This window comes from Eubacterium sp. AF19-12LB (assembly GCF_003479125.1).
Classification (GTDB): domain Bacteria; phylum Bacillota; class Clostridia; order Lachnospirales; family Lachnospiraceae; genus Eubacterium_U; species Eubacterium_U album.
In genome coordinates this window covers 51,369-69,072 of the sequence record NZ_QUGP01000002.1, presented here as the reverse complement: position 1 = coordinate 69,072, position 17,704 = coordinate 51,369, and the positions used below count along the sequence as shown (strand labels likewise).

Sequence of the window (17,704 nt, the reverse complement as noted above, 5' to 3'; positions counted from 1 at the left end):
CTCCTTTTCTAAAACACATTCTATTTGATTATAGAATATCTAATGATTTTTAAATTCCGTCACTCAATTTCCTAAGATTTAATTATGATTAAATTCTAAGTACTAGTTTTGTTTACTTCTACGCTTTTACTTTTACCTTTATAGTCTTGCTAAAGCTTCCATAAATTTTCTTTTTATTATTCTTCTTAAAAGCTCTGGCTTTTACATAATATGTCTTTTTGCCTGCAAGTTTCTTGATTGTATATTTATTTTTCTTACATGTTACTATATGTTTTTTCTTGAAATTTTTCTTTAAAGAATATACTATTTCAAAACCTGATGTACCTTTAATCTTCGATAATTTTACATTAATTTTGTTCTTCAAGCCTTTTGCCTTAATATTTGCTTTTGCAGGAACAATATTAAATGTAACATTCTGTGTTCCCTTGTAAATACCTATTCCATTAATTTTAACTGTGGCTTTACCGATTTTTTTGTTATTTTTATATGTTATTGTATAATCAATGCCTTCTCTTAAAGTTACATCTCTATATGTGATTTCAATATTTTTAAATGTAATATTTTTACCTGTATACACTTTCTTTTTTGGCACACCGTTTACTGTTGTCATAGTAATGAATTTCTGTAATCTTGGTTCAGCAACTGCATTACCATTGCAATAAGACATAACTCTGCTTATATCTCCTGAGAATAAAGCATAAGCACCTGCATTATTTACAACATTATCAATTCCACCCTTACCACTTAGCACAACTGAACATGCATTAGTAATTGAAACTTCAGGCTTATCAGGAACACTGATTGCATTATTTAAATATGAAGATGATTTTGTTTTTCCTCCATAATTTCTTATTGTTTTTATTTCCAAACCCTTTTCATAAATTTTTAAGTATTCAAATATCATAGCATATTTTAATATTGTGGTCAAAAAAAGAAGTGCTGACAAAACATTCATATGTAAGTCAGCACTTCTTAAGATATAAAATATATTTATATACAATTTTTATTTAATTACATCATTCCCATTCCCGGATTTGCAGGCATAGCCGGCGCATCTTCCTTAATGTTTGCAACAACCGATTCTGTTGTTAATAATGTGCTAGCAACACTTGTTGCATTCTGCAATGCACTTCTTGTAACCTTTGCAGGGTCAAGGATTCCGGCATCAACCATCTGTACATATTTTTCATTATATGCATCAAATCCGTTTCCAGGTTCTGATTCGCGTACTTTATTTACGATAACTGAACCTTCAAGTCCGGCATTCTGTGCAATTGTAAATAATGGTGCTTCAAGAGCTTTAAGAATAATCTGTCCGCCTGTCTTTTCATCGCCTTCTAATGTATCAACTAATTTAGCAACTTTCTTTGATGCATGAATATATGCAGAACCACCACCTGAAATAATTCCTTCTTCTACAGCAGCTCTTGTAGCATTTAAAGCATCTTCCATACGAAGTTTCTTTTCCTGCATTTCAGGTTCTGTAGCAGCACCAACTCTGATAACTGCAACTCCACCTGCCATCTTAGCAAGTCTTTCCTGTAATTTTTCTCTATCAAAATCAGATGTTGTTTCAGCAAGCTGAGCTTTAATCTGAGCAATTCTTCCCTGAATTTCTTCAGAATTTCCTTCGCCATCAACGATAATTGTATTTTCTTTCTGAACCTTAACTGATTTAGCACGACCAAGGTCTTCAATCTTAGTTTCAGCAAGTGATAAGCCTAATTCTTCTGAAATAACCTGACCACCTGTAAGAATTGCAATATCTTTTAACATTTCTTTTCTTCTGTCACCGTATCCAGGAGCCTTAACTGCAACAACGTTAAATGTTCCACGAAGTTTATTAACAATTAATGTTGTAAGAGCTTCACCTTCTACATCTTCAGCAATAATTAAAAGCTTTGAGCCGCTCTGTACAATCTGTTCAAGAATTGGAAGAATTTCCTGAATATTTGAAATCTTCTTATCTGTTATTAAAATATATGGATTATCAAGGTTTGCTTCCATCTTTTCCATATCTGTTGCCATATATGCTGAAATATATCCTCTGTCAAACTGCATACCTTCAACAAGGTCAAGCTCAGTTTTCATTGTCTTTGATTCTTCAATTGTGATTACACCATCGTTAGAAACTTTTTCCATTGCATCTGCAACCATTTCTCCGACTTCTTCATCTCCAGCTGAAATTGCAGCTACTTTAGCAATCTGTTCCTTACCTGTAACCTTACTACTCATTTCTGAAATTGCCTTAACAGCTTCATCTGTAGCTTTCTGCATACCCTTTCTTAAAATAATTGGGTTAGCACCTGCAGCTAAATTTTTCATTCCTGCATTAATCATAGCCTGTGCTAAAACTGTAGCTGTTGTTGTTCCATCACCTGCAACATCATTTGTCTTAGTAGCTACTTCTCTAACCAACTGTGCACCCATATTTTCAAATGCATCTTCTAATTCAACTTCTTTAGCAATTGTTACACCATCATTAGTAATAAGTGGTGCACCATATGATTTATCTAAAACAACATTTCTTCCTTTAGGTCCAAGTGTTACTTTTACTGTATTTGCCAACTGATTTACTCCAGCTTCTAACGCAACTCTGGCATCTGCTCCAAATTTAATTTCTTTAGCCATTTTTATAACCTCCATTCAAATTTCCAATTTATAAGTATGATATTAAAGCTATTCAACTACAGCTAAAATATCATTCTGTCTAACTATAATATATTCCTCGCCATCTAATTTAACTTCATTTCCTGCATATTTTGAATATATTACTTTATCTCCGGCTTTAACCTGCATTGTTACTTCTTTACCGTCTACAACTCCACCGGGACCTACAGCAATTACTTCTGCCTGTTGTGGTTTTTCCTGTGACTGTGTTGTCAAAATAATTCCTGACTGTGTCTTTTCTTCAGGTTCAGCCTGTTTCAATACTACTCTGTCTCCTAATGGTACTAATTTCATTTAAAACTACCTCCTTTTCAGCTTGTTAGCACTCTTTCTTTTTGAGTGCTAACCCAATAACCTAATAATATATCAATTATTTCAAATATGCAACCCCTTATTTTTATTTTTTATTGTTACTTTTCTTCTTTTTATCTGTATTCGTTCCAATTTTACCATTTCTTCCAAAGCAAAATAAATACTGCTGTGCATAGCCTCCATACTCACCATAATGATTAGATGCGAATTTTTGTATTTCCTCTTTACTTGTTTCTTTTCCAAAATAAATGGCTTCCATTATACGTTTAATCCACACATCAATAGGAAATGCATTTCTATATCCAAGTCCAAATAGCAAAACACAGTTTGCAACTTTATCTCCCACTCCCTTTATTGACTTTAATAATTCTCTTCCATCTTCTTCTTTTAGATTTGCAAATAATTCTTCATTTATTTCACCCAAAGCAAGTTTTTGTGATGCATCATATAAATAAGGTGCCCTAAATCCGGACTTCATTTCCCTAAATGCTTCTTCTGTTATTTTCCCTAACTTTTCAGGATTTGGGAAACTATAGTATTTTTCACCATTTACCTCACCAAGATATTCACCATATTGTTCACTTATTCTTTTTACAATCTGCTTGATTTGAGGTATTTGTTTGTTTTGTGAAATAATAAAAGATATTAACACTTCATGGAAATCCTGATTTAAAATTCTAACTCCATAATTTTCTTTAATTGCACTTTCTAATTTATTATCCTTCTTTAACAAATATGATTTAATTTCATCATAATCTCTATCTAAATCAAAATAATTAGTCCATATTTTTTCTACATCTTCCTTTGAAGTATTATAAAATATAAGTTGATTTTCATCTTGTTTTATATGAAGCATTTTATTTTTTGCAACAATAACATATTCTTCTTTATCTAACTTATAAAATCTAAAACACTGACCACATTCTAATGTCTGTTCCAAATCAAAATCTTTAAGTTCATTTATTAGAGTATTTTTTCCATTCTCTGTAATTTTCATTTGTTTTTCCTCTTTTCTTACGAATATTTAACTAATCTAATAGGTAGAGTATCATTTTTATTATTCACATTCAATATAGATATTTATGTAAATTTATTACATTCTATTTTTTTAGCGTATGTAATATACATAAGTTTATATTTACTCACTTTTTACTCACACAATAACTTATGACATTATGTCCTCTTTTTTTAATAATTAATATTAAAATTGTCATAATTTCTTTACATTATTTAATGTATTTCTCCTTTATTTTAGTCCAAAATAGTTATATAATTATATTAAAATGTTGACAACGAAAGGAGACTGTATTATGGGATTTTTTAAAAAATTAGTTGGTTCAGCCGCTGTTATTGGCGCTGCTGTTGGAGGGATATCTTATTTAAAGAAGCGCAAAGAGGAAAAATATACTGAAGATGATATTTTTGAAGACTTTGATGACGAAAAGATTTTTGATATTAAAACAAATTCTAACAAAAACGGAACTCAGAAAATAACAATTACATTTAATTCTAACAAAGCTAAATCAATGGCTAATAATGCTGCTGATAAAGTATTAGAAGCTGCTGATTCTGCTAAAGGAAAAATTGTAGATGCTGTTGGCGAAGAAAAATATGATTCTGCTGTAAAAAAAGTAACTGATGCTGCTACTTTTGCTAAAGATAAAGCAAATGATGCAAAAGACAAAATCACAGATTTTGTTGGTGAAGACAGAATTGACAACGCTAAAGATTTATTCAATGATGCCGTTGATTTTGCAAAGGATAAAACATCTGAATTAATTGATAAAGTAAAGAATTATAATAATGAAAATGATTTTGTTGATGCAGATTATAGTGACATTGATGATTTTGAATCTTTAGATGATGACTTTGTTGATGAATCTGACGATTTAAATAACGACTTTGATGAAAATTACTCTGATAATGATGATTTTGTTTCATCTGTCAAATTAGAGGAAGATGAGGCTTCTTCATTTAATGACGAAACATTTGATAACAATGACATACCTTCTGAAGGAAATCATATTTTCGAAGACATTGATGATATAAAGCAGGACGATGATTCATTTGAAGATACAAATATTTCTGAAGAAGGCACAGACATATTTGAAGAAGAATCTGTACCAAATGTTACGGAACATAATACCGAATCAAGTCTAACTGACGATGAAGAATATGATACTGAATCTAATATTACCGATGATGAGCTTGATAATAAAAGCAGTATTTCAAATAATACCTCAGAAAATCAGGCTGCTACAGAACCTGATGAATTTAATGAACTTGATGACGAATTAAACGATGATACATTTGATAATATCGAAGTAAATAATGATTCTTTAAATAGCAATAAATATAACAGCGAAAAAGATTCTGCTATTGTTGAAGAACATTTCTCTTTTTTAAAAAAAGCATCAGATAAGAGTGATGTTAACACTTCTACTGAAGATACTGATTTCTTAGATGATGAACTTGATGAAATCTAAATAATTTATAATAAAAAAATATAAAGGAGCCATTACAGTATGATAATTCTGACTAGTTAAGAAGTATCATACTGTAATGGCTCCTCTTGTTATCTTCCCGTAAAAAATCTCCCTATTCTAGGTCTATAGAGATTTTTCACAATGTAACCGAAAAAATAAATTTCGAAATTTGTACGAATATATTTTACAATAAATGAGCTCTTAATTCTTCTCCGCTCATTTCGCTTAAATATGCAGGTGCAATATCTAATACTGTCTTACAGCCTTTCTGTCCTTCATCATAAAGACGCTTAGCAGCTCTTGCATATGCAATTAAAACACTTGTAGTAAATTCAGGATTTGAATCTAACTTTAAGCTATATTCAATAATATGATTATGTTCTTTATTCATTCCTGTTTTTCCTGAACGGATTACAAATCCACCATGTGCCATTCCGCTATGATTCTTTTCTAATTCTTCTTCACTAATGAAATGAACTGTTGTATTGTAATCTGAGAAATAATTTGGCATTTCCTTGATTTCTTTTTCAACTGCAGCGGCATCTGCACCTTCTTCTAATACAACAAAACATTCTCTTTCATGCTTATCTCTTGTTGTAAGTTCCGGATTTTCGCCCGATCTAACTCTTTCTAAAGCACTTTCTACAGGAATTGTATACTGCTTTGCATTCTTAACGCCTTTAATTCTACGAATTGCATCTGAATGTCCCTGACTAACACCTTTTCCCCAGAATGTATAATCTTTTCCATCTGGAAGAATTGCATTTGCATAAACTCTGTTAAGCGAGAACATTCCAGGATCCCAACCTACTGAAATAACTGCTATTTTTCCAGCTTCCTTTGCTGCCTTATCAACTGCCGCAAAATGTTCAGGTATTCTTGCATGAGTATCAAAACTATCAATTACGTTAAACATTGAAGCAAACTGTGGAGTCTGTACAGGAAGATCTGTAGCACTACCACCACATAAAATCATAACATCTATCTTATCTTTCCAGTCTGCAACTTCATCAATATGACATACCGGAACATTTTCTGTTAAAATAGTTACATTCTTAGGATTTCTTCTTGTAAATACAGCAACTAATTTCATATCATTAGCTTCTTTAACTGCACATTCTACACCTTTTCCCAGGTTTCCATAACCTAAAATACCAATTCTTGTTTTCATTTCAGTCTCCTTCGTTAATATATATTTTACTTAATCAGCACTTGCAATCATTAGTCTTCTTTAATTGACATATTGTAAGTTTTCGCCACAAAAAATTATAGAATTTTTCCACAGATTTGACAATACTTTATATTATATTTTCTATAATTCTTTAATTTTTTCAAGAATACTTTTGATGCCTTGCTAAATACTGCATGTTTTTTCCATACTAAAGCTAGATTGCCAAAAAAGAAGTGTATTTAATTCACAATGAAAATAAATACACTTCTTAGGCTTATATATTTTTTATATATTATTTACTATTTGCTTTATATCCTCTAAATTGTCTGCGAAAAAAATTCCTTCCTGTCTTTGTTTAGACGAAAATTCTTTTTCAATCATATGATTTAACAATTCTTTTAAACTGTTATAATATCCATCCAAATTATATAAAATACAAGGATTATTAAGCTGTTTCATTGAAATTTTACACATAACTTCAGACACTTCTTCCAGAGTACCCGTACCACCTGGAAAAGCCACAAATACATCTCCTAATTCTATCATTTTAGTTCTTCTTTCTGACATATCTTTTGTAATAAATAATTCGGTTAATCCCTCATGTTGAACTTTTGCATCTATAAAAAATTGTGGTTCAACTCCTATAACTTTGCCACCTGCATTTAATACACTGTCTGCAAGTTTTCCCATAAGTCCTGTTTTAGATCCACCATACACAAGTGTGTTGCCACTTATTCCAATCCATGTTCCCAATTCTTTAATTGCACTTTTAAATGTTTTATCATTTCCGTCTGATGCCCCAAGATAAACTGTAATATTCATTTTAATCCCTCTTTCGTAATTTAATTCTAAACTTCTGTCCTAACTTCAATTAAATTTCCATCTAAATCATAAAATCTTACAACTTTTTGTCTCCAACTATTTGTCATAAGTTTATTAATTTTCCATCATTATCTAGTATTACATCCAATCCAAATAATTCATGATAAAACATTATTGATTTTTCTATATCATTAACAACAATTAAAACATCCCTTAATTTCATAAAAACGGCTCCTTTACATATTAGTCTTATTTTATTATATTATTTTTTCACTACCTCATAACAAGCAAAAAAATTTTATTTATTTCATTCTTCATCCGTAACACCGTTTGTTTTGCACAATGTTCTTACTAATGCATCCTTTGAATTTTTCCATGGTTCATCTTTATATCTATAATCAAATTTTTTTATAAACCATTCTACATCCTCAATTGTTCTATCTAGATTTTTTTCAAATATTTCTATAGTCATTTTATTAAATTCGTCAAATTTATTTCCCGATAATTCTTTATCTGCATATTTAAGTAAAGCATTTAAATGCTCAAAGCAAAATCCTTTACAATTCTTATATAATTCTAAAAAATCTTTATCTTCTTTTTTCCATAAATATAGTATCGTGGCAACATATCTGTCAAATGTATCATTTAAACGGTCGCATACGAAACAACTTCCATTTAATTTATCCAGATATTCAGTTATTGGCTTCTTTTCTTTCTTTTTAAATAATCCACCTGAAGATTTCTCCTTAGGCAGCGTATCAACCTGCTTTTTTACATTCTTTAAATGTGTTTCCATTATTAGAGCAAGTCCTAATCTGTTATTGTATTCGTATAACTTTTTTACATGTCTTGTGCAGTAGCCTTTTTCATCAGTTTCAAATCTAATATAGTCCTCCATATAACTTGGTCCCATAGCAAAAGAGATATTATCATTTTCTATATCATCTCTCATTTTACATAATGGACACTCGCAATCTACCTTAAATGCATCCATTACAGGTATTGTATATAATTTTTCTTCCATTCTTCCTTCTCTCCATTTTTTAATCTTTTTACATTTTTATATTAATTCGCAGCGTATAATTTAAAATAATTCTATTTGTATAATTTAAGTTAATTCTCTTTGTTTAATTAAAACTAATAAAAGGTTGAAAAGGATTTCTCCTCCTCAACCTTTTATTGGCTCTATTTAGGTAATTTAAAAGAACTCTTTAATGAAACTATTCTGTTATATACCGGTTTTTCTTTTGTATAATCTTTAATATCTGCACAGAAATAACCCTGTCTTACAAACTGGAATTTATCTTCAGGCTCTGCATCAGCAAGTCCCTGTTCCAAATAGCATTTCTTCAATACTGTAAGTGAATTTGGATTAAGGTTAAGAGAACCATCTTCATTAAGTTTTCCTTTTTCTTCATCAACTATATTTTCATATAATCTTACTTCAGCTTCAATAGCATGTCTTGCTGATACCCAATGAATTGTTCCTTTGACCTTACGTGCTGTAAAGTTATTACCACTTCTTGTTTCCGGATCATAAGTACAATGCACTACAGTAACATTACCATTTTCATCCTTTTCGTAATCTACACATTTTACAAAATAAGAATGCATAAGTCTTACTTCATTTCCCGGGAACAATCTGAAATATTTCTTAGGTGGTTCTTCCATAAAGTCTTCTCTTTCAATATATAGTTCTTTACAGAATGGAACTTTTCTACTTCCTAATTCTTCATTTTCAATGTTATTAACTACATCAAACCATTCAACCTGGTCTTCCGGATAATTGTCAATTACAAGCTTAATTGGATCTAATACAGCCATCATTCTTGGTTTCTTAGTCTTTAAATCTTCTCTAATACAATATTCTAACATTGCATAATCAACTGAACTATTGCTCTTTGATATACCACAAAGTTCAACGAAGTTCTTAATTGATTCAGGAGTAAATCCTCTTCTTCTAAGTGCTGCAATAGATACTAAACGTGGATCATCCCATCCATCTACAATTCCATCTTCAACTAATTTTTTAATATATCTTTTTCCTGTGATTACATTTGTCAAATATAACTTTGCGAATTCAATCTGTCTTGGAGGATTAGGGTATTCAAGTTCTGTGACTACCCAATCATATAAAGGTCTGTGATCTTCAAATTCCAATGTACAGATAGAATGTGTTACATGTTCAATTGCATCTTCAATAGGATGAGCAAAATCATACATTGGATAAATGCACCACTTATCTCCTGTATTATGATGTGTCATATGAGCCACTCTATAAATAATTGGATCTCTCATATTAATATTAGGAGATGACATATCAATCTTAGCTCTTAATACCTTTTCACCATCTTTATACATTCCATTCTTCATGTTTTCAAATAGTTCTAGATTTTCTTCAACACTTCTGTCTCTATATGGGCTGTTCTTTCCAGGTTCAGTTAATGTACCTCTATATTCCCTAATTTCTTCAGGTGTTAAATCGCATACATATGCTTTACCTTTTTTTATTAACTTAACAGCTGCCTCATACATCTGATTAAAATAATTAGATGCAAAAAATAATCTGTCTTCCCAGTCAGCTCCAAGCCATTTTATATCTTTTAAAATTGACTCTACAAATTCTGTCTTTTCTTTTGTAGGATTTGTATCATCAAATCTCATATTAAATTTACCATTATATTTCTTAGCCAAACCATAATTTAAAAGAATTGACTTTGCATGTCCAATATGAAGATATCCATTTGGTTCAGGTGGAAATCTTGTCTGAACATGATCAAATCTTCCTTCTTCCAAATCTTTGTCGATAATCAATTCAATAAAGTTTTTAGTTACTTCACTTTTCACGTTTTCTTTTTCCATTTTGTATGTCCTCCAGCGTTTAGAATATAAACGTTTTCATAATTATTAGATTATACAATAAATTTTTTTCCATTTCAACATCAAGTATGCATTGTTTTAGGCATATTTAGTCAAATATCAATGCTTTTACTGTTAAATCAAATGCTTTATAAAATAAATTTTTCAAGCATTCTTCTTAACACATATTCATGTCCGGCCATAACAATTGAATCATCATTAATTCTTAAAACGGCAGTTCTTACAAAATTCCAACCAACACCAAGTTCAATACCACCATGTGTCTCACAATTTCTGATTATTCTTTTTCTTTCATTTTCACTCATTGCAAGTAATTTCATATTATCTTCTTTATCAAATTGTATTATCGGATATCCGCCATGATATCCAACCAATTTTAAATTTTTCAAATTAAAAGTTTTGCTCCATTGTTCTAATATCTCTTCCAAAATTTATCTCCTTAAATTTTATCTTTTCATAATCTTTATTCATTATTAATTGTCTATTCTAAGAATTATAACACAATAAGGCAAAACTTTCATTTTTTTGTAAATACAAAGAAACAGGTTTTATGAAAGACATCTTTCTAAAAACCTGTTTCTTTTCAAAATCTAAACCCTTTCGTAACACTTTGTTACGATAGTAATTTAACATATTTAATATAATAAATATAGTATTTATATTTTAAAATATGTATCATTTTTTATATGTGAATGTAATTACAGATAAAAATACACTAAAATAAGTTTTTTTTGCATTGTCAAAAAAACTGTCAATTTATAAACATAACATTTTTATCTTTTTATCGCATTTATTATTTGATATGTTTCTGAATAAAATTAACTACTAACTTTCTTGTTTCTCCCAATGCATTCGATGTTTCAAATTTTCTTTCAGGATGCCACTGCAAAGCTAATATCTTCATTTCATCAGAACCAAATGCCTCTATTGTCTGATTTTCTTTATCAATTGCAAGAGGCTTAAAACACGGAGCTAATCCATCAATTGGAACTACGTCCTTGTGATAGTTGTTTACTATAATTGTTCTATCTTCTTCCACAAGATATACTTCGTGATCCACTCCTCTTGGTCTTTCTACCGGCAAATCAGGATGATAAAGTAACTTTCCGCCAAACAAAGCATTCATATACTGCATTCCTCTACAAGTTGCGATAATTGGAATTTCCTGCTCAATACAATGTCTTATTAATTTTTCTTCCATTGCGTCTCTATGCGGCTGTAATTCTTCGTTATGAGGCCTGTCATAAAATTTACATGGAAGAGCTCCTCCACCTACAACAATAAGTAAATCACATTGTCTTTCAAATAATTTACCTACATTTTTAACATGATTTGAAGCCGGCTGTGGAATAAATCCAAGCAATTCGTAAAATCTTATATATGCAGATTCTAATACATCAGTTGAATCTCCATATTGATTTACGCCTTCTCTTTGAGTAATCAGTGCTCGCAAATCCTCACACTGCATCCCTTCTTTAATACTGCCATTAGCACAGTCTAATTCCATGTAGTTCATAGATGCCGCATAATTATATATTTTTTCACCACATCCGATTGCTGCCGGGATTTCAAACTCAGCACATCTTATAGCCATATGGCTTGCCATTCCACCATATTTTGTTATAAATCCCTTTATTCCTTTTGTAAAAATCCATTCATATCCGGGATCAGCCTTTGGAATCATTACAATTTTATCCATAAGGTCTTCATCTGTTTCCCTTTCAAGATTTACTACTTCTCCCTCAACTTTTTGTGATGTAATAAAATTTGGTCTTGCCTCATTTACAGGAATAAACGAAACACCTAACTTAGATAAAATGACATCAGGTAAAATGATGTTTAACTTATCATAATATTCTTTTCTATTATTTACTATTGTATCCGTTAAATATTTTTTAATTTCAGCTACTTTTAATTTCTTACAATGCTTTAAATCCTCTACTGTAATATATGACAGGCTTTTTCTGTCAATTTCAAGTAATTTACCTAAATTCTGAATTAAATCAATTACAAGACTTAAAGATTTAGTAAATTCGAATTTTAAAAATTCTCTTCCCTCAATTGCAGAAACAAGGAAATTATTAAATTCCTTTGGATGAATATCAAATCCAATAGAAGTAAGTGCTTCTTTCAACCTGTTTTCATCTAAACCTTTAGATACATTCTTATCTTTGTAGTTTTTATTCTTCTCCGTTACCGGTCTGAAAACCATCTGATTATAACTGTCTGTACGAATATCATAAGTGCCACTTCTTAAATGTCCATATATTTTATTAAATTCATTTCTAGACATTAACCCCAATGAAAACTTGTGGAAATCATAATCAAATTTTGATGAAACAGTATTAATTGATTTCATAAACTCATCTATTTCATCATTTGTAAACCATCCTGCTTCTACTAATGAACTGCAGAATGACTTTGCCATAAATGCCATTCTTGCCTGTCTTGTAAACTGTGGTGTACCAAGACTTTTTATGGCATCTAAAAGTTCTGTTATATCTTCTAATATTCTATGAATATTATTTGTTTCTGAATCCAAAGATGCTATTCTTTTTCTTTCATTTTCCAAATGATTAATATCTGCATTATCTTTCATTGATATTAATCCGTGTTTTTCAATTGTATTTAAAGTAAGTTTATGAAGTGCCTCTACAATTGTATTTCTTTCTGCTCTTGTAAATCCATTTTCAAGTAATTCTTTTGTTCTGTTTTCTGTATTAAAATCATAACTTGTGTAAACTATTTCAAATTCAATTTTGTCATGAGCAGTTGTGTCCTGTTTCAATTTATTTACGTAAAAATCAACAAGTTTTAAAGCTAATTTTTCACTAATCTCAGCAGGTATTAATGAATAAAACGAATATTGTATACTTATATATGGTTTTACACCAATCTTGTACATCAGTTCTTTCTCTAATTTCTTATATCCCATTGGCACAAGGCCCTGATTCCATGCCCTTGATGTAATAATTTCTCTATATAATGAATAATCAAGATTTCTAGGACTTGTTCCAATAATTTCTGAAGGATTCCAAAATGCCATATCGGATAGAATCATTGGTTGTCCGTCAAGACTGCATTCTATTCTATCATAATCCTTTTTTACGTCATTTAATTTACTATAGAAATCATTAATGGCATTAATCGCATTCTTATTTTTTGTATTTGCAACCAAAGGTCTAACCTGAAAAATAATTACTTCATTTTTCTTATTTACTGCAAATTCAATATCTAATGGTATTTTCAATAAATCTTCGATTTCCTGAACTGATTCAAGAAGATTTTTCCATGCTGTATTTAACTCTGAAAGTTCCGTATTTCTTGCAATCCATAAAGTCTTTCCGCCTTTTCCACTTGTTACGGAATCCGTAGAACCGCTATCATCATAATTTATCAGATAATATGGTCGTTGCCCCTGAATATCATAAGTAAACAAAACACCACTATACAGTACATCTACAGCCTGATGCTGAATTAAAACCTGTTCATCTTCAATATCATCAATATCTAAAGTGTATGATTTAAGTACAGTATCTATTGCATTAATAATTGCTGTTTCATTAGTTGAATCTACATCTAAAATACTTGTGTAATGACCTGCATTTGATTTTACAAAACAGTCTTCATTTGTAGATGAACTTCTTACAACTATTTTTTCACCTTTAAATTTTTCAATTATCTTATCAGCTGTTTTTTTCTTATCACGATGATATTCTTTAGCCGTTATAATAAGCATTTCTTCAATATATCCTAATTTAATTACTTCATTTAAGGCTTTAAGGGTATTAGCCTTAGTAGATATAAATTTTATTGTCTGCTTATTATCTCTGTCTCCTAAATTTCCAATATAATCTCTCTCCATATTTTCAATCCTTTTTGTACCTAAAACTAATTTTCTTCAGTTACATCTTTTAGTTCTCCACCGTCCGTTACAATCTTCAACCACTCTTTTGCCTTTGCTACTGTTTCTTCATTAGGAACCATTACATAAGCTCTATTACTTGGAACTGAATATGTGTAATTTGACTGTCCTGAACCTGATACATTATAGCTTTGAATATTCCACTCGTATCCATTTGCCAATTGGAATTTAACAAATTTCTGAATGTTTTTCTTGCTAACGCTTGTCTGAAAACTTTCACTTATGCTTTCAAGTATTTTCTGATAATTATCCAAAATGCTTGGGGATGCACATTTTGATATCACACCTTTAATTACAGACATCTGATTCTTTCCACGCTGTACGTCACCTCTTGCAAATGATTTTCTTTCTCTTGCAAATACTAATGCCTTATCGCCATTCATATTATAATTAATTCCCTGACTATAGCTATATCCTTTTGCTGAGAAAGCACATTCAGAATCAACATCTATTCCACCTAATGCATTAATAATATCTTTAAATCCGTCAAAATTAACTCTCACATAGTAATCAATATCAATATCATAAAGAATTTCTAATGTTTCCATTGATACATCTACGCCATATAAACCTGCATGTGTAAGTTTGTCTCTTACTCCGTTTGAATTAGACAAAGGAACATAATAATCTCTAGGTGTTGAAAGTAATAAAATCTGTCTGGTCTGTGGATTTACTGACATTATTATATTTACATCACTTCTGCTCTTTGTTGTTACTGCGCCAAATGTATCAATACCGCTTATATAAACATTAAAGCATTCCTTTGTTATATCTTTCTTCTTATTTTCATTTTGAACCTGATGAGTAACTTTATATGTATAGATACATTTTACCTTCGATTCAAAATCAGTATAATCAGCTTCATCATTTTTCTTTTCACCCATAGATGTTATAACATCTATCATTGACTGATTTAATACAACTGCTCTTGTTTCTTTATTATATAAAGCTTCTGTCATGGTTATTACATCATCGTATTCCTGATAATTACCATCCTGATTAATCTTTTCATTAATGTTATTTAATAATTCGTCTTTGTCATCACCTACAAATTTCTGAATATATCCAAATTTATCATCTTTTAACTCTTCAATATTCTTTGCCTCATCATCTGATAATATATATACACCAAATTCATCTGTTGATAACTTACTGTTGTTTACAATTTTATCTATTGTTTTTTCTGATTCTTTAAAAATACCTTTTATAGTCTTTTGATTTAATCCAATTGCTATATCTGCTCCAACGCTCATTACAATCATAATTGCAGACATAACTATTGATACTATTGCTCCAACTTTGTTTTTCTTAATGAAAAATGGAATTAACATCCATAATGCTATCGCAATTTCTACTGCAACAATTAATCTTACCGGAATATAATTTAAAGCTACATTGTTGTTATAAGTTAATATCATATATAAAAATATCTCTAATATTACTATTGGAATTACCTGTAATATATTTAAAACTGTTGCTGTCATTTTTAATTTCTTATTTAACATCTCCATCTCCTTTTTAATTGTGTCTCATTTACAGCATTAAAATAGATTTTACCTTCTTTTATCTGCTTACTTTTTTTAAATAACAAACGTAATTTATGACTTCCGTATGCTATCGATAATTATAGCATTTCCCATTCATTACGACAATATTGTTATTGTCTATTCATAAATGATTAAGAAATAACTTTATTAAAATAATCACCTTGTAAATTTTTATACATATAATTAATGTATAGAAAATAGCTTTTATTTTAGTTTATATATTATGGAAGATTGATAATGTTAACGAAATAACGCTCGCGCTGCTTGCCACTCGTAACAGTTCTAAATTTTCAACTATATTTTGCTTTTAGGACCTCCGGCTCTAAGCAAAATATACCTGTCAATTCAATTTGAACCGACGGTGGCAAATGCCCTTTCTTATAACATTATCAATCTTCCATAAGAATAACATATATAATAAAAAAGGTGATTTGTATGGATTCATTTGCAATTATTTCAAATGGGAATAAGCAGAAATATTTGTATGATTATTTAATTTTTCATAATTATTCTGCTAAACTTGTAACAAATTTTAACCTTACAGAATATAAATATATTGTCGCATCAATTCCTTTTTCCAAAGATGGAGAAAATGTAAATTGTGATTTTTATACAAGTTTTCCAATTACAACTTTTATTTCATTATTAAAACCGGGACAGATTTTATTTGGTGGAGGATTTAAAGGTTCAGTCGTATCACATTGTATGAATTCAGGAATTAAAGCAATCGATATCTTAAATATTCCTGACTTTTACAGAAATAATGCATTTTATACTGCAGAAGGACTTTTAGGATATATAATCAGCAACACTAATTTTTCTTTAAAAGCATCTAATATTTTAGTTCTTGGTTATGGAAAATGTGGAAGCGAAATATGTAATTTATTCAACAACGTAGGTTCTAATATTTTCTTTTATGAAAATAATGAGTCAAAAATAAACGATGGTTTAAATAAAAACTTTACTTTTTTAGATATAAATAAAAAGAATAATAATTTATCAAAAATAGACATAATTATTAACTGTATTCCTAAAAATATACTCTCCATAAGTAATCTTAAAACACTTCAGAAAAGTTGTACTATATTTGATATAGCATCATCACCTTACGGATTCGACAAAGATATTTTAAATTCTCTCTCCCTGACATATCACATTTGTCCCGGACTTCCCGGCAAATATGCCTCTAAAAGTTCCGGTGAATTAATAGCAAAGAACATATCATCAATTATAGAAGGGGCTGCAGAAAATGAATCACAGTTTAGATAATAAAAATATTGGAATTGGAATAACCGGTTCTTACTGTACCTACAAAAAAGTTTTTAACGAATTAAAACGTCTATCTGAAGCAAATACAAATCTTTATACCATTTTTTCAGATAACGCTTCTAAAACTGACAGTAGATTTGGAAACCATAAAGAATTTTTAAATTTAGCAAAAGAACTTAGCAATAAAGAACCAATCACAACTATAACAGATGCCGAACCAATTGGTCCTAAATCAATGTTTGACGTTTTAGTTATTGCACCATGTACAGGTAATACTCTTTCAAAACTTGCCAATGGTATTTCTGATACACCTGTTTTAATGGCATGTAAAGCACATTTAAGAAATAACAAACCTTTGGTTATATGTTTAAGTACAAACGATGCACTTGGAATGAATTTAAAAAATATAGGCATTTTATTAAATACTAAAAATATCTATTTTGTTCCTTTCGGAATGGATGATTATATTTCAAAACCAAATTCCATGACTGCACATGTTGATTTACTTCAGGATACAATAGTTAAAGCTTTGCAGGGCCGACAAATTCAGCCTGTGATACAAAGTCCACATGTAACAATAACCTAAAGGTCCTATGGACCTTTTTTATATGATTTTAAGGAG

The 17,704-nt window shown here is 29.9% G+C and carries 15 protein-coding genes; 3 read left to right on the top strand and 12 right to left on the bottom strand.

Annotated elements, in window-relative coordinates:
• Positions 1–118: 118 nt before the first annotated feature.
• The 4 genes from DWX29_RS01960 to DWX29_RS01945 form a co-directional block, all read right to left on the bottom strand.
• Positions 119–868: a hypothetical protein gene (locus DWX29_RS01960; protein ID WP_158574480.1), complete on the bottom strand. Its 750-nt coding sequence runs from the start codon at positions 866–868 to the stop codon at positions 119–121.
• 143 nt (positions 869–1,011) lie between these two features.
• Complete coding sequence (gene groL, locus DWX29_RS01955; protein ID WP_118565059.1) at positions 1,012–2,631, bottom strand: chaperonin GroEL; 1,620 nt, start codon at positions 2,629–2,631, stop codon at positions 1,012–1,014.
• Positions 2,632–2,679: 48 nt separating this feature from the next.
• Positions 2,680–2,964 (bottom strand): co-chaperone GroES, encoded by a 285-nt coding sequence (groES, locus tag DWX29_RS01950; RefSeq protein ID WP_022089525.1) that lies wholly within the window; start codon positions 2,962–2,964, stop codon positions 2,680–2,682.
• A 103-nt stretch (positions 2,965–3,067) separates the two neighbouring features.
• A complete protein-coding gene (locus tag DWX29_RS01945; RefSeq protein WP_118565058.1) occupies positions 3,068–3,979 on the bottom strand; it encodes a DNA glycosylase in 912 nt (303 codons plus the stop codon).
• 313 nt (positions 3,980–4,292) lie between these two features.
• On the opposite strand from DWX29_RS01945, the gene DWX29_RS01940 reads away from it, so the two are divergent.
• Positions 4,293–5,468 carry a hypothetical protein gene (locus DWX29_RS01940; RefSeq protein WP_118565057.1) on the top strand — a complete coding sequence of 392 codons (1,176 nt, stop codon included), beginning with the start codon at positions 4,293–4,295 and terminating at the stop codon, positions 5,466–5,468.
• A 184-nt stretch (positions 5,469–5,652) separates the two neighbouring features.
• Here the strand turns inward: DWX29_RS01940 and DWX29_RS01935 are convergent, their stop codons facing one another.
• From DWX29_RS01935 to DWX29_RS01900, 8 genes are all read right to left on the bottom strand, one after another.
• Complete coding sequence (locus DWX29_RS01935) at positions 5,653–6,639, bottom strand: diaminopimelate dehydrogenase (protein ID WP_118565056.1); 987 nt, start codon at positions 6,637–6,639, stop codon at positions 5,653–5,655.
• Positions 6,640–6,924: 285 nt separating this feature from the next.
• Entirely contained in the window at positions 6,925–7,461 is a 537-nt protein-coding gene (locus tag DWX29_RS01930) for a TIGR00730 family Rossman fold protein (protein WP_118565055.1), read from the bottom strand.
• Positions 7,462–7,564: 103 nt separating this feature from the next.
• The gene (locus tag DWX29_RS13095; RefSeq protein ID WP_347497641.1) at positions 7,565–7,684 is read right to left on the bottom strand and encodes a VOC family protein; all 120 of its coding nucleotides are present in this window, start codon (positions 7,682–7,684) and stop codon (positions 7,565–7,567) included.
• Positions 7,685–7,768: 84 nt separating this feature from the next.
• A complete protein-coding gene (locus DWX29_RS01920; protein WP_118565054.1) occupies positions 7,769–8,485 on the bottom strand; it encodes a DUF6062 family protein in 717 nt (238 codons plus the stop codon).
• Positions 8,486–8,646: 161 nt separating this feature from the next.
• Positions 8,647–10,323: a glutamine--tRNA ligase/YqeY domain fusion protein gene (locus tag DWX29_RS01915; RefSeq protein ID WP_117909292.1), complete on the bottom strand. Its 1,677-nt coding sequence runs from the start codon at positions 10,321–10,323 to the stop codon at positions 8,647–8,649.
• Between the two features lie 146 nt (positions 10,324–10,469).
• On the bottom strand, positions 10,470–10,769 hold the full coding sequence (locus DWX29_RS01910) for a hypothetical protein (RefSeq protein WP_022089517.1): 300 nt from the start codon (positions 10,767–10,769) through the stop codon (positions 10,470–10,472).
• A 365-nt stretch (positions 10,770–11,134) separates the two neighbouring features.
• Positions 11,135–14,206, bottom strand: a complete 3,072-nt coding sequence (locus DWX29_RS01905; protein ID WP_118565053.1) for a gamma-glutamyl-gamma-aminobutyrate hydrolase family protein — start codon at positions 14,204–14,206, stop codon at positions 11,135–11,137.
• A 26-nt stretch (positions 14,207–14,232) separates the two neighbouring features.
• Positions 14,233–15,771: an LCP family protein gene (locus DWX29_RS01900; RefSeq protein WP_158574479.1), complete on the bottom strand. Its 1,539-nt coding sequence runs from the start codon at positions 15,769–15,771 to the stop codon at positions 14,233–14,235.
• Positions 15,772–16,248: 477 nt separating this feature from the next.
• Between DWX29_RS01900 and DWX29_RS01895 the strand changes: the two genes are divergently transcribed.
• Positions 16,249–17,082: a dipicolinate synthase subunit DpsA gene (locus DWX29_RS01895; protein ID WP_118565051.1), complete on the top strand. Its 834-nt coding sequence runs from the start codon at positions 16,249–16,251 to the stop codon at positions 17,080–17,082.
• On the top strand, positions 17,063–17,668 hold the full coding sequence (locus tag DWX29_RS01890; RefSeq protein ID WP_022089513.1) for a dipicolinate synthase subunit B: 606 nt from the start codon (positions 17,063–17,065) through the stop codon (positions 17,666–17,668). Before DWX29_RS01895 ends, DWX29_RS01890 begins: the two co-directional genes overlap by 20 nt.
• Positions 17,669–17,704: the final 36 nt, after the last annotated feature.